We start from the raw sequence: 13,308 nt of genomic DNA on the forward strand, positions 1-13,308 counted from the left end.
GTGTCAATCTCCCGTCGTGGTCGTATTTTGGGCGCCGCCGTCCGGATATTCGAGCGCTCGGCGGAGGTTTCGCTCGAGCTCGTCGAGCAGGAAAAAGCTTACGTCGTCCACCGAGCCGTGCCCCTTGGCGAACGGCTGCTCGAGGAGCCGGACGAGGTAGAGGACGTAGACGAACATAAAGGTGATGAAGCCGAACAGCAGCGCTGACGCCGGGTCGCCTTCCGTCTTCAGCAGCAGGAGCAGCAGTACGATCGAGAACACCAGCGTCTGCACCAGCACGTGCACGGACGGCACGAACTCGACGCGCTGAATGGTGTAGATCCGGAGCAATGCCCTCCGGATCACGTCCTGGTTCGTCCGGAGGCGGACGACGAAGTTCGCGGCCATACCCATGCCCTCGAGCCGGCCCAGGATCGGCGTCAGTTTGGCCAGCTCATCGAGGGCGGGAGGAACGTTCTTGTGGCCGTTTTTGTGCCCGAGGCCCTCGCGGAGCCTGTCGATCAAGGCAAGCAACAACAGCCGCGCCTTCCGCAGGTCGAAGGCATCGTTGGTCTGCGCGAAGCAAGCCAGGTCACCCTCAATCGCCTCGATGGAATTCCTGAGATCGGCCGGGATCTTCTCCGCCTCCTTGTAGTCCTGGAGGATGCTCGACAACAGAAAGCCGACGATGAACACGGCGCCGCCTATGCCGCTGGTCAACAGGCCGTTGAGATCCAGGAACTCGAATCCGAAGTAGTGGACCGCGACTTTCGCCGCGCTCAGAAGCAGCACGACGACGCCCACAGTGAAGAACAGCCGGAACTTCTTCCAGAGGGAGATATCGGCGCCACCGAAATGAAGATGCGAGATTATCGATGACGTCACCGCTCTTGGCCCTTTCCGAATGAATGGACAGGCGCGAATGTGCGCCCGTTCCAACGTAATATCGCCCGCCGGCCTCCCTCGAGCTCCAATCCGACGGTCCCGCCGGCGTTGATCAGCTTCATGTCGTCGACATAGGCGTTGAAGACACGGCGCGAACGGCCACCCCGCTCTAGGTAGACTTCATGAAGGCATCGCTCCGCCCGGCAGATCGCTTCTCGCCGTTCGCAGGCGAAGTTTTCGAAATGCAACGACCTGAAGTGCAGGCCGCCGACGTCGATGGTCGTAGAGAAGTAGTGCGTCGCTGCAGCTTTCCCGCCGCATGGACGCTCCAGACGGGCCAGACCGTGACGGATGTCGACCGGAAGCAGATCGATGTGCTCCGCGGCATACGGTCGTTCGCTCGCGATACTGCCGCGACCCTCGGCGGCGCCTATGGCCGCGATCAGACTCAAGATGCTTCCCAGCGCCAAAAAGAGTCCATACTTCCTCATTTGCGCCTCCGCTGCTGAGCCGAACTCACTCTTCGAACTCCACGCCCAACCGCTTCTCCTTGACCCACGCGACACGACAGGTGCGCCGCGTTCCGTCCGCCGGCACCACAAGCGTGAATTCGCGAGGGATGCCGAGCGGACTTTCAACCTCCAACATCGCGCCGCGATCGCTGAGATTCCGGATGGAGCAATCGATCGCGGAGCTTCCGAACTCGATCGATCCCTTCTTGAGAACCCTCCGGCGCTGGTCTCCACGTCGTTCCATTCCGGCTGCTCCGGCAGTCATGCGATCAGTCGACCGCTTTCTCGGCCTTCTCGCCGAGCTTGACGATGTCGCCTTGCGTGAAGAGGATTCCCTTGAGCTCCTCGCGCCACTCCTTCTTCCGTCGCAGCAGGAATTCGAGGTTCATCCCGAAATGCTTGAATTCCTCCTTCTGGGCGTTCGCCATGATGGCTTTAGCCTTCTTATCCTTCTCGACCGACATCCGTTGTTCGTACCAATTGATCGCTTCGGCTTCCTCGATCAGCGAAGCCATCATCCGCGCGAAGGTGCGGACCTCCTGCGAAAGCTCCTGCGGCGGTTCGTGGTATTGGTCGAAACCCATCTCATCGCTCCCTTTGCGCTAGTCGTGGCTGTCGAATCCCTTCGGGCTCGACGGCCCTTCGGCCGGTTGTGGCGCGAAACTCCCTGGTCCATGTCTTGAAATAGGCGAAGGCGATCATGATGCCGATGCCGGCGACACTGACGACGATCTGGAAGGCGAGCGAATCGGAGACGAGGTCGATGGCGAAGTAGGCGACGAAGGCGAGGAATACGCCCACGCAGAAGACTTCGAGCGATCGCTCTCCGCACAGCCGCAGCGGCCGAAGCCAAGGAGCCGACAAGAACGGCGCCTCTTTCGGAATCAGTCGCGAGACGACGATCGCGAGCGCCAGGAAATGGACGACGCGGTACGGCGCCAGATGCGTCTTGTTGTTCGGAATGAACAGCGACCGGACGGGCTCGACGATCATTTCCGCGTGGCCGGTCCGCGCTGCGAGTGTGACGATCGCGGCGAACAGGAGAAAGAGACAGGCGGCGGCAAGTGTCGTCCTCGCATAGATGAGCCCCCTCGCCGTAGTCGCGCCCCCGACCGCAACCCACGCGCCGATGACGAACAGGAACTGCCATGCGAACGGATTGAAGTACCAGTGGCCGGCAGGATACGCCCGTAGATTCCATCCCCATGCCTGTGCTGCGACGTAGATACCCGCCGAGATCGCCAACGCGACGTTGGGCCACCTCATGAGGACCCACAGCAGCGGCGGAAACGCGAACATCAACGCGATGTAGAGCGGCAGGACGTCGAGGTTTAGCGGCTTATATTCGAGCAAGAGCCCGTGCTTGAGGAACTCGACCGGGTCTCGAATGAGAAGTCGGATGTTGAATTCGTCGAGCAGGTGGGCGTGGCCGTACCGTTGTGCGACGTATCCGATGGTGACGACGTAGAAGACGAACAGCAGGATGTAGGCGACGTAGAGCTGCCATGCTCTGCCGAGAATGCCCAAGGCGGCGGCAAGGAGGCCCTTCGCCCTTGCTGTTCGCGCATAAACGAACGCCACGGTATATCCGGACACGAACACGAACAGTTCGGCAGCATCGCTGAAACCGTAGTTTCGGGCCGTGATCCAAGCGACCGCATTGTTCGGAACGTGGTCGACGAAGATCGCCCAGTTGGCCAGTCCCCGAAACAGGTCGAGGCGCAGGTCGCGGTCGCTGGTTTGGACCCCGTTGGCGGTCATGTAGACGCCCCCTCGCCCGCCCCACGGCTGCCCGGTATCGAAAGCAGCCGCAGCGCGTTCATGGTGACCAATACGGTCGCGCCGGTGTCGGCAAGGATTGCGGGCCAAAGTCCGGTGATCCCCGCGACCGTGGTGACCAGAAAGACCACCTTCAGTCCCAGTGCGATCGAGATGTTCTGCCGTATGACTCCCATCGTCCGCTTGGACAGTTCGATCATGGCTGGCACGTCGGCGACGCGTCCGTGAAGGACTGCGGCGTCCGCGGTCTCGAGCGCCACGTCGGTGCCGCCACCCATCGCCACGCCGACATCCGCGGCGGCGAGAGCCGGCGCATCGTTGATGCCGTCGCCGACCTTCAGGACGACTTCGCCCTGGTTCTTGTAGGCCTCGACGGTGCGCTGTTTGTCCTCCGGCATCATTTGCGCGCGATGGTCGATGCCAAGATCGCGCGCAAGGGCGGCGGCGGTACGGGGATTGTCGCCCGTTAGCATCACCGAACGGACCCCGGCGTCGGCCAGGCGACGCAGAGCCGCGACCGCATCGCTGCGCAACTCGTCCCGCATGGCGATGCAGCCGGCGGCCTCTTGATCGATGACGAGGACGGATACGGTTTTTCCTCGTTCGTTGAACGCCTCGACGAGATCTCTCTGCTCCTCAGAGAGCGCGACGATCCGTTCGGCCGCAGCGGGTGAGCCAAGGAAAACCGTTCGTCCCCCCAGCACTGCCCGAACGCCTTCTCCCGCCAGGTTTACGAAGTTCTCAACCGGCTGCGGCCGAGCATCCTTGGCGGAGGCCGCCTTCAAAATGGCAAGCGCGAGAGGATGGCTGGAGCCGCGCTCGAGCGACGCGGCAATGGACAAGACCTCGACCTCTTCGTGACTAAATCCGACGACGTCCGTGACCTTTGGCTTGCCCGCGGTGAGCGTTCCCGTCTTGTCGAAGCAGGCGACGGTGACGTCGCGCAAGCGCTCGAGGACGGCTCCGCCCTTCAGGAGCAGACCGCGGCGCGCTCCGGATGCGAGGCTCGCGGCGATCGCCGCCGGCGTCGAGATCACCAGCGCACACGGACAACCGATCAGGAGGATGGCCAATCCCTTGTAGATCCATTCGCGCCAGGTTGCGCCTGCCCAAACGAGTGGCGGCAGGACCGCTACGATCGTGGCGACCACCACCACGCCAGGCGTGTAGTAGCGCGAGAAACGGTCGATAAAGCGCTCCGTGGGCGCCTTCGATTCTTGGGCCTCCTCGACCAACTTGACGACACGGGCGATGGTGTTGTCCTGGGCGGCGGCGGTGACCTTGATCCGGAGTAGAGCCTCTCCGTTCACGGTGCCGGCAAATACTGCCTCCCCCGTCTTCTTGCGGACCGGCGTGCTCTCGCCGGTGACGGGTGCCTCGTCGACGGCGCTGTCTCCGGAGACGATGACGCCGTCGGCAGGAATGCGATCGCCGGGGCGAACTTGGATCAGAGCGTCGACGGACAGCGTCTCGGCTTCCACCTCGCTGACTTGGCCATCGGATTGTTCGAGACGGGCGATCTTCGGGACGAGCTTGGTCAAATCCCGGATGCTCGCCCTCGCGCGCCCCGCAGCGAAACCTTCAAGAAGTTCACCGATCAGAAACAGGAAAACGACAGTCGCTGCTTCTTCCGTCGCGCCGATGAAGACCGCGCCAACGGCCGCGATGGTCATCAGCATCTCGATCGAGAACGGCGTTCCGGCGAAGGCCGCCGAAAATGCTCGCTTGGCGATGGGGACCAGCCCGACCAGCATCGCAAGCAGGAAGGCCCAACTCTCGATGCTGGGGATGCCCTTTCCCAAGGCGAAGGCGACCACCAGCGCCGTTCCGCTTGCGATCGTCGCGTCAACTTTGCTCGACCGCCACCATGGTTCCCGGCCGTCGGCGGCTTGTTGAAGACCGTGGCCATGACCATCATGGTCATCGCCATGATCATAATGGTGCGCCGGCTCCCCTTTCCCCTTGGGGCGATCGTCCTCGACGACGTATCCCAAGGCCGCGATCTGGCGGCTGACCGCCTCCCGCTGGATAGCCCCCTCATGTTCGACCGAAACGCTTCCGCCAGTCACCGAGACTTCGACGCCCCGCACCCCGGGCATCCGCGAAACGGCATTCTCGATCTTCGTGGCGCAGGCCGCGCAGTCCATCCCGCCGACCCGAAGTCTCATCTTCTGAGCAGCCTCGGTCATGCGTGGCTTCCCTGCGCAGCGTCATCCAAGGTGTTTTCCGGTCGAGGTGCCGGCGCGGAGTCCTTCCGGAACAGCACGTAAAGGGCCGGCAGCACCAGCAGCGTCAGGATAGTCGAGGAGATGATGCCGCCGATGACGACGGTGGCCAGCGGCCGCTGCACCTCCGCGCCGGCGCCCGTCGCGATCGCCATGGGAACGAAGCCCAGCGAGGCGACCAGCGCCGTCATCAGCACGGGGCGCAAGCGGGTCACCGCGCCTTCATGAACGGCCTCGAGTACGGACCTTCCTTCGTGTCTCAACTTTTCGATGAAAGCGATGATGACCAAGCCATTGAGCACCGCGACGCCGGAGAGTGCGATGAAGCCTACGCCCGCACTGATCGACAGCGGGATACCTCGCAGCAGCAGCGCCAGCACGCCGCCGGTCAGCGCCAGCGGCACACCGCTGAACACCAGAAGCGCATCGGCAATCGATCCGAAGCTCATGAAGAGCAGCAGCAGTACCAGCAGCAGCGCCACCGGAACTACGATGGTCAGCCGCTTGGTCGCCGAGACCAGTTGCTCGAACTGCCCTCCCCAGCCGATCCAGTAGCCCGCCGGGAGCTTGACCTTCTGCGCGACCGCGCCCTGCGCTTCGGACACGAAAGAACCGAGATCCCTCTCGCGTACGTTGGCCGTCACCACGATGCGCCGCTTGCCGTTCTCGCGGCTGATCTGGTTCGGACCTGGCGCGGAATCGACCGTCGCTACCGACGATAGCGGCACGTAACGGGGCTGTACTCCGAGCGCTGCCGACAAAGCGGTCTTGGTGATCGGAGCCGATCCAGGCTCCTCGGCAGGCAACGGAATCGGGATCGCACGGATCGCTTCGATGTTGCCGCGCAACCGCTCCGGAAGGCGTACGACGATGTCGAAGCGACGATCTCCCTCGAACAGCTTGCCGACGCTCTTTCCGCCGACGGCGATCTCCACGATGTTCTGGACATCGCCGACACTGAGGCCGTAGCGGGACAGGGCCCGCCGGTCGAGCTTGACGGTGAGGATCGGCAGGCCCGCGACCTGCTCGGTCTTCACGTCGGTAGCCCCTCGGATGCCCTGAATTACGGACTGCACCTGACTGGCCGCTCCTTGCAGCACGTCGAGGTCGTCGCCGAAGATCTTGATGCCGACGTCGCTGCGGACGCCTGAAATCAGCTCGTTCACGCGCAACTGGATCGGCTGCGATACCTCATAGTTGCTGCCGGGAATGTCGTTGGCGGCCTTCTCGATCTCTTCGACCAATTCCGCCTTCGGCTTCTCCGGGTCCGGCCACTCGCTGCGCGGCTTGAGCATGACGTACCCGTCCGACATCGACGGCGCCATCGGATCGGTAGCGACCTCAGCCGTGCCTGTCCGGGTGAAGAACTCCTTCACCTCGGGGAGTTGCTGGATCCTCTTTTCCAGCGCCATCTGCAGATCTAGCGACTGCGTCAGGCTCGTTCCGGGAATCCGGATCGCGGCCAAAGCGACGTCGCCCTCATCGAGGCTCGGGATGAACTCGCCACCCATGCGGCTCGCGGCGAACAAGCTCGCGCCGACGATCACAACCGCCAAGACCGCCACGACGCCCCGGAAGGCGATCGCACGGTCTAGAAGCGGCAGATAGACGCGCTTGGCGCCGCGCATGAAGAAGTTCTCCTTCTCAGACACCTTGCCGGTGACCACGATCGCGACGGCTGCGGGCACGAAGGTGACGGAGAACAGCGCCGCTGCGGCAAGCGCCATCAGCACGGTCAGCGCCATCGGCGTGAACATCTTGCCTTCGACCCCTGTCAGGGTCAGCACCGGCAGGTAGACGACCGCGATGATCAGCGTTCCGAATAGGCTCGGTTTGATGACCTCTGCCGAGCCGTTGCGGATCGTCTCCAGCCGCTCTTCCAGGCTCAGCAGCCGGCCCTTCTCATGCTGCGCCTCCGCGAGCAATCGGAGACAGTTCTCGACGATGATGACTGCACCGTCGACGATGATGCCGAAGTCGATGGCCCCGAGGCTCATCAGGTTGGCGCTGACCTTCGTTTCGACCATGCCGGTGACCGTCATCGCCATCGACAACGGGATGACGCAGGCCGTGACCAGGGCTGCCCGGAAGTTGCCGAGGATGAGGAACAGCACGACGATGACGAGGATCGCGCCCTCGACAAGATTCTTCTCGACCGTCTTGACCGTCGCGTCGACGAGGTGGGTCCGGTCATAGACCGCGCGGGCGACGACGCCGTCCGGAAGCGATTTGGCGATGTCGTTCAGCTTGGCTTGAACCCGCTGGGCCACCGCACGGCTGTTCTCGCCGATCAGCAGCATGGCGGTACCGAGAACCGTCTCCTTTCCGTTGAGGGTCGCTGCGCCCGTGCGGAGGTCCTTGCCTTCGGCGACCTGGGCCACGTCCCTCACCCGGACCGGGACGCCGCCTCGCGAGCCAATGACGATATCCTCGATCTCGGCGATGTTGGCGACCTGGCCCGGGGTCCGGACCAGATACTGTTCGCCGTTCCTCTCGATGTAGCCGGCGCCGACGTTGGCGTTGTTGGCGGCGAGCGCCGTCATCACGTCGCGGAAACCGAGCTTGTAGGCCATGAGCTTGCCCGGATCGGGCAGCACGTGGAATTGGCGCTCGAACCCACCGATCGTGTTGACTTCGATGACGCCCGGCACGTTGCGGAGCTGCGGTTTGATGATCCAGTCCTGGATCGTCCGCAGATCGCTCGGCGTGAACTCCTTGCCGCCCGGCGCCTTCGCACCCGGCTTGGCTTCGACCGAGTAGTGGAAGATTTCCCCGAGGCCCGTCGCGACGGGGCCCATGGCAACTTCGACGCCGGCGGGGAGCTGATCCTTGACCTGCTGGATCCGCTCGTTGACGAGCTGGCGGGCGAAGTAGATGTCGGTGCCGTCCTGGAAGACCGCCGTCACCTGGCTGAGGCCATATCGCGACAAGGAGCGGGTGTATTCGAGCTTGGGCAGCCCGCCCATTGCCGTTTCCACCGGAAACGTGATGCGCTGTTCGGTCTCCAGCGGCGAATAGCCTGGTGCCTGTGTGTTGATCTGCACCTGCACGTTGGTGATGTCCGGCACCGCGTCGATCGGCAGACGGGTGAAATTCCAGCCGCCGAAGGCCAACAGTCCCAACACGAACAGGATCACCAGCCAACGCTGGCGGATGGAGAATTCGATGAGGCGCTCAATCATGCTCGGCCTCTCCTTTGCCCATCTCCGCCTTCACGACGAATGAGTTTTGGGCCACGTACTTCTCGCCCGCCTTTACTCCCGCCCGAACCTCCACGAACTTCTGATCGGCGTCCCCGAGTTCCACAGGCCGCGCTTCGAGCTTGTCGTCGCCTTCGCGAACGAATACGACGGTCTTGTTTTCGAAGGTCTGGATCGCGCCGGCATTGACGGCGACCGGCACCTTCCGCTCGGCCAGCACCAGACGAGCGGTCACGAACAGTCCCGGCCGCAGCCTCCCCTCCGGGTTCGGCAGGATCACTCGGGCAATCGCCGTCTGGGTCTCGCTTGCGCCGACAGGCGCCAAGTAGGAGATCTTGCCCTTGATGTCGCCGACGCCGTCATCCGGATCGATCAGGACCTCGTCCCCGATCCGGACGCGCCTAAGATCCTGGCGGTAGATCGACAGGTCGACCCAGATCGTCGACAGGTCCGCCACGACAAATGATGGCTTCTGCTCGGAGACGTATTCGCCGAGCGATATCTGACGGTCGATCACCGTGCCGGCGATCGGCGCCTTGAGATCATAGACCGTCAAGCTCTGGTTGCTCTCGATGGATGCCAGCAGATCGTCCTTGCCGATCACGTCGCCGATCCGGCGCTTGATCGCACGCGCGATGCCGGGAAAGCGCGGCGTGACCTGGACCACCGTCTCCTGATTGGCGCGCAGGACGCCATTGAACGACAAGGTTTCGGTCAGGGTCGCCGGGCCCGCTTCGGCGAAGGTGGCGCCTGCTGCCGCCAACTTGACATCGCTGATCACGATGCGGTCGGCGCCATGTTCGTCCTTCTCGGCGTGCTCGTTGCCGGCCTTCTCCTCCTTGGCATCCTGCTTGGCGACCTGCTGCGTCGCAGCGGGTGCGTCCTTGGGTGTCAGCATGCGATAGCCGAAGGCGCCGGCGGCAGCCGCGACCAAGGCGAGGACGATTGCACTCGAAGTCTTCATCGTGCGCTCTCCCGCGCCAGAGCGAAGGGATTGCCGACGAGTCCTTCGATCGTGGCAACGGCGACGTGGTAGTTCTGCAGCGCCTCCTGCTCCCGCAGACGAGCCTGGGTGACGTTGGCCAGCGCGTCCAACACTTCGAGCAGCGAGAAGCGCCCGGCGCCGTAGCCCTGTTCGATCTCGTTGGAGGCGGCCTGGGCCTTCGGGATGCCGGAGTCGCGAAGTATCGCGAGTTCCCGCAGCGAGCCCTGTACGTTGTCGTAGGCCCGTCCAGCGACGACGATCAGCGTGTTGCGGTTCGCCTCGCGTTCCGCCCGCGTCTTGGCGAGGTTCTGCTGTGCCGAGAGGATGTTGCCCTGGTTCTGATCGAAGATTGGGATCGGAACCGTGAGGCTGAGCCGCACCGCGTCGTCGTTGGTCTCGTTGTAATGTCGCCATCCGGCTGAAAGGCGAACGTCAGGATAAGGCCTGAGCCGCGCCAGCAGCAGTTCGGCGTTGCGTTGCGCATAAACCGCATTCCAGCGCACCAGTTGCGGGTTGGCGTCGATGGCGGCGATCACCGTCTGAAACGGCGGCGCGCGGGTGGTGGCGTCGAGGCGTCCGGAGACGTTGCCGAACTTCGGGGAAGTGTCGCCCATGAGCACCGCCAGTTCGCGGCGCGCGCTGGCCAGGTTCGCCTTGGTGCGCTCGCGATCGGCCTTCACCAGCGCCGCTGCGACTTCGGCGCGACCGGTCTCGGCAGGCGACGAAGCACCGGCATCGACCCGGCGCTGAAGCAACGGCGTCAGCCGCTCAAGGGCGGCGACCTGCTCGTCGAGGATCTGGATCCGCCGCTGCAGCCCGAGCACGTTCAGAAACGCGATGGCCGTTTCCGACAGAATCTGCAGACGTACCGCCTGGCGCTCGATCGTCGCCCCGTTGACGCCGGCCTGGCCGGCCGCGATGCGGGCCTCGCGCTTGCCGAACAGCTCGAAAAGCTGGCTGATCTGCAGCGTCGTCTCGGCCGACTTCGTCCCGCGATAGATGCCCGAACCGAATGAGTTATCCTGTTCGTAGCTCAGTTCCGGATTGAGGAGCGCCCCCGCCTGAATGCGCTGGCCCGTCGCGATCCCGATATCGCGTTCGGCGGCGGTCAAGCGGGGGCTGGTCGCGAGCGCGCGCTGCAGCGCCGCCCCGAGATTGAGGGTCTGCGAATGCGACGCCGCCGTCAGCCAAGGACTGACCAGCAACGCCGTCGCGCACGCGAAACGCGTGACGCACTTTGAAAACATGATGAAAACCTGACGAAAGACGGAATCAGAGCGCGATGCGCCCAGCGGTCATTTTCAGGTCAGGAACTTCGGTGGGGGCGGATCGAGACCGCGCACGGTGTCGGTCAGAGGGGCCGTCGCCCGGATGAGGACCGCCAGCTTGGGTTCCATCACAGTCATGACTTGCTGCGGAGGCGCTGCAACGGAAACCGCGAAGCAGCCATGGCAGTGATGGTCGACGATGGCACCGGTCTCAGGGCCGCTATCGGACTTGGTATCGACCATCCAAGCCACCGGGGAACCGGTTGGATTTGTCACGTCAAGGTCGAGACACCGATGCAGCGCACCCGACATCAGATAGGTCACGATCAGAAATACGGACACGATCCCGCGCAAAGCAGGAACATGCCTCAATCCAGATCTGATCCGACCAATCGTCAATGACCACACTCTACGTTCGCGAGTTGGTAGGTAGCATGGGCGCAAGGCTCACGTCGACCCGCAATATTATAACAATCCCAAACATTTGTTGCGTGTCAATCGCAACTTCTAGGAATCGAGCATGCGGGTAACCCTGTCCCAGTTCTGGGACGTAGCTGCAGGCTTTTCTTCGGAGGCAGCGTACCCGTCTTATGCGACGTTCTTTCACGGCTTCCTAAACGATAGCATTGCAACCCGTCCGATCCGCACCGAATGCGAGGACTGCAGTTTGGCCCCGGCAAAGCCCGCCTTTTTGAAGAGTTTGCCCCAAGTTCCATCGACGTGGGATTGAACCGCAATCCTGCTTGAAATCTGCGCTGCAAGGTTGAGGACGATGCGCTCTTCGCGGCCGGTCGGTCGGTCATAGTCCGCAACATAAAATACACCTCCACGGCGCAGGATTCGGAAAGTTTCCTTCGCCAAGGCGATCTTTTCATCGGGAGTTCTCAAATGAAAGGCGAGTACGCACATCGCGCGGTCGAAGCTGCCAGTGTGAACCGGAAGGGCCACAACGGAAGGTGCGTCGATGAACGTAATATTCTCGATGTGCTGTTCGTCGATCGCTCGCTTTGACTTTCGGACGATCGATGGATCGGGATCCGCTACAACGATACTGAGCTCGGTGAACCGCTCCGCAAGCGAGATCGCCGTCGCTGCGCTTCCCCGTCCGAACGCCAAGAGGCGCTCTCCGCGCTTTGGAGACATCAACTCGAACAAGGGCTCCTGCCACGACGTGTCGCGCAGCATTGCAGCGGCGAAGCGATAGTAAAGCGGTTTGAGCGCCGCCACGACCAAAATCGATAGAAACTTCATGCGGTGTCGCGACCGCGAGGCCAATGGCGGAGAGCGTCCGAAGCCGTCAGAAGCTTCGCGCGCTTGAGGACGCTCTTCAGCTCCTCGAGTTCTGCGAGAAGTCGGTGCGCCTTGCCGCTCGCGTTATTGGCAACATACGCGTTCGCTGCGTTCATGGAACTAGATAGGTTTTCTATCTGCCACCGAGCGTTGCTCGAAAGTGCGAGGAGGACGACACGGCGATCGGTCGCGCACGGCTTGCGGCGGATCAGTCCTTTGGACTCGAGCAATTGCGACTGCGCCGTGACGAACGATGCGTCCACGGCCAGTTTCTCCGACACCACGCTGACCCGCACCCCCTCTTCGTCCGCAAGATGCGATATCGCCATCAGAATGTTCCATTGAGCCACCGTGACACCCAGACCGGCCGCCCAACACTTCTGCACTTCGCTCAAACAGCCGTGAATTTGCTTCACCTCCCAGGATAATCGCTGCAAGAGGTCGTCCGGCGTCGAAGCCTGCGAGTCTTCAACTTGCTTGGTTTCCATAACGTAATCCTTCAATTCCAATGTGACCGCCGACGGCGCCTGCAAAACGGAATGGCCCCGAAAGAGCGGTCTCTGAAAAATGCGTTGTCGATCCAGATCGCCTGCACGCTTGCTGCCCCAGCAACTTGACTGAGCTCGCAAAGGCTTTGAGAGCGACGCCGTCGCCTTCCCAAAGACAGGGACGACAGCATCGCGCTGCGTAATGGCGGCGCGAGGGAGTTTGACGGGAAACGGAGACAGGACGCGCGATGCGTCCCGCGTCGTTCGCTTTAGGTCAGAGATTTCGGCGGGGGCGGATCAAGACCGCGAACATTGCCGTACAAGGGAGCCGCCGATTTCGGCAACTCGGCGGGCTTCAAGCCCAGGGCGAGTTCAGCCTGTTGCGCAGGCGCCGGGACCGATACTGAGAAGCAACCGTGACAGTGGTGATCGGCTACCAAACCCCGTTCGGGCGATTGGGAGGTTTTGCCGTCCGCGGCCGCGATCGCCAAGGATGATCCGGAGCGAATGGCGGCGTCGACATCAACGAGTCCATGAAGAACGCCAGACAGGACGTACACCAGGGTCAGGAGAACGGACACGATCCTGCGCAACGCAGTAACGCGCTGAGTTCCCGATATGACCTGACTACCGGACAATGATCACGCTCTCAGTGAAGACGACGAGGCTACCTATCATGATGGCTACCTTCCGTCGA

General features: G+C 62.7%; 12 protein-coding genes. All 12 read right to left on the reverse strand.

Going from position 1 to position 13,308, the window contains the following annotated elements:
* Nucleotides 1–3 precede the first annotated feature (3 nt).
* The 12 genes from K410_RS0119540 to K410_RS37065 all read right to left on the reverse strand — a co-directional run bounded on the left by K410_RS0119540 (nt 4) and on the right by K410_RS37065 (nt 12,611).
* On the reverse strand, nt 4–783 hold the full coding sequence (locus K410_RS0119540) for a hypothetical protein (protein WP_245269406.1): 780 nt from the start codon (nt 781–783) through the stop codon (nt 4–6).
* Nucleotides 784–860: 77 nt separating this feature from the next.
* Entirely contained in the window at nt 861–1,355 is a 495-nt protein-coding gene (locus K410_RS0119545) for a hypothetical protein (RefSeq protein ID WP_028136443.1), read from the reverse strand.
* 25 nt (nt 1,356–1,380) lie between these two features.
* Entirely contained in the window at nt 1,381–1,620 is a 240-nt protein-coding gene (locus tag K410_RS0119550) for a PilZ domain-containing protein (RefSeq protein ID WP_028136444.1), read from the reverse strand.
* 25 nt (nt 1,621–1,645) lie between these two features.
* Nucleotides 1,646–1,960, reverse strand: a complete 315-nt coding sequence (locus K410_RS0119555; RefSeq protein ID WP_028136445.1) for a ferritin family protein — start codon at nt 1,958–1,960, stop codon at nt 1,646–1,648.
* Between the two features lies 1 nt (nt 1,961).
* A complete protein-coding gene (locus tag K410_RS37055; protein WP_049820120.1) occupies nt 1,962–3,137 on the reverse strand; it encodes an OpgC domain-containing protein in 1,176 nt (391 codons plus the stop codon).
* Nucleotides 3,134–5,344 carry a heavy metal translocating P-type ATPase gene (locus K410_RS0119565; protein WP_028136446.1) on the reverse strand — a complete coding sequence of 737 codons (2,211 nt, stop codon included), beginning with the start codon at nt 5,342–5,344 and terminating at the stop codon, nt 3,134–3,136. The genes K410_RS37055 and K410_RS0119565 overlap by 4 nt, the downstream gene beginning before the upstream one ends.
* Nucleotides 5,341–8,562, reverse strand: a complete 3,222-nt coding sequence (locus K410_RS37060; protein WP_049820121.1) for an efflux RND transporter permease subunit — start codon at nt 8,560–8,562, stop codon at nt 5,341–5,343. Before K410_RS37060 ends, K410_RS0119565 begins: the two co-directional genes overlap by 4 nt.
* Nucleotides 8,555–9,544, reverse strand: coding sequence for a divalent metal ion exporter adaptor subunit IhpB (gene ihpB / locus K410_RS0119575; RefSeq protein ID WP_028136447.1), 990 nt, complete (start codon nt 9,542–9,544; stop codon nt 8,555–8,557). Before ihpB ends, K410_RS37060 begins: the two co-directional genes overlap by 8 nt.
* Entirely contained in the window at nt 9,541–10,812 is a 1,272-nt protein-coding gene (gene ihpA, locus K410_RS0119580; RefSeq protein ID WP_028136448.1) for a divalent metal ion exporter subunit IhpA, read from the reverse strand. Before ihpA ends, ihpB begins: the two co-directional genes overlap by 4 nt.
* A gap of 54 nt (nt 10,813–10,866) precedes the next feature.
* On the reverse strand, nt 10,867–11,175 hold the full coding sequence (locus tag K410_RS0119585; protein WP_151650244.1) for a hypothetical protein: 309 nt from the start codon (nt 11,173–11,175) through the stop codon (nt 10,867–10,869).
* 261 nt (nt 11,176–11,436) lie between these two features.
* On the reverse strand, nt 11,437–12,084 hold the full coding sequence (locus K410_RS0119590) for a class I SAM-dependent methyltransferase (RefSeq protein ID WP_028136450.1): 648 nt from the start codon (nt 12,082–12,084) through the stop codon (nt 11,437–11,439).
* Nucleotides 12,081–12,611 carry a MarR family winged helix-turn-helix transcriptional regulator gene (locus K410_RS37065; protein ID WP_151650245.1) on the reverse strand — a complete coding sequence of 177 codons (531 nt, stop codon included), beginning with the start codon at nt 12,609–12,611 and terminating at the stop codon, nt 12,081–12,083. The genes K410_RS0119590 and K410_RS37065 overlap by 4 nt, the downstream gene beginning before the upstream one ends.
* Between the last annotated feature and the right edge of the window lie 697 nt (nt 12,612–13,308).

It is taken from the genome of Bradyrhizobium sp. 22 (assembly GCF_000482425.1).
In the GTDB taxonomy this organism is placed as follows: Bacteria; Pseudomonadota; Alphaproteobacteria; order Rhizobiales; family Xanthobacteraceae; genus Bradyrhizobium; species Bradyrhizobium japonicum_B.

Excerpts from the sequence above, each read along its gene's own strand:
- K410_RS37055 (WP_049820120.1), bottom strand. The coding sequence starts at position 3,137 with ATGACCGCCAACGGGGTCCAAACCAGCGACCGCGACCTGCGCCTCGAC.
- K410_RS0119590 (WP_028136450.1), bottom strand. The coding sequence starts at position 12,084 with ATGAAGTTTCTATCGATTTTGGTCGTGGCGGCGCTCAAACCGCTTTAC.
- ihpA (WP_028136448.1), bottom strand. The coding sequence starts at position 10,812 with ATGTTTTCAAAGTGCGTCACGCGTTTCGCGTGCGCGACGGCGTTGCTG.
- K410_RS0119550 (WP_028136444.1), bottom strand. The coding sequence starts at position 1,620 with ATGGAACGACGTGGAGACCAGCGCCGGAGGGTTCTCAAGAAGGGATCG.
- ihpB (WP_028136447.1), bottom strand. The coding sequence starts at position 9,544 with ATGAAGACTTCGAGTGCAATCGTCCTCGCCTTGGTCGCGGCTGCCGCC.
- K410_RS0119555 (WP_028136445.1), bottom strand. The coding sequence starts at position 1,960 with ATGGGTTTCGACCAATACCACGAACCGCCGCAGGAGCTTTCGCAGGAG.
- K410_RS37065 (WP_151650245.1), bottom strand. The coding sequence starts at position 12,611 with ATGGAAACCAAGCAAGTTGAAGACTCGCAGGCTTCGACGCCGGACGAC.
- K410_RS0119545 (WP_028136443.1), bottom strand. The coding sequence starts at position 1,355 with ATGAGGAAGTATGGACTCTTTTTGGCGCTGGGAAGCATCTTGAGTCTG.
- K410_RS37060 (WP_049820121.1), bottom strand. The coding sequence starts at position 8,562 with ATGATTGAGCGCCTCATCGAATTCTCCATCCGCCAGCGTTGGCTGGTG.
- K410_RS0119565 (WP_028136446.1), bottom strand. The coding sequence starts at position 5,344 with ATGACCGAGGCTGCTCAGAAGATGAGACTTCGGGTCGGCGGGATGGAC.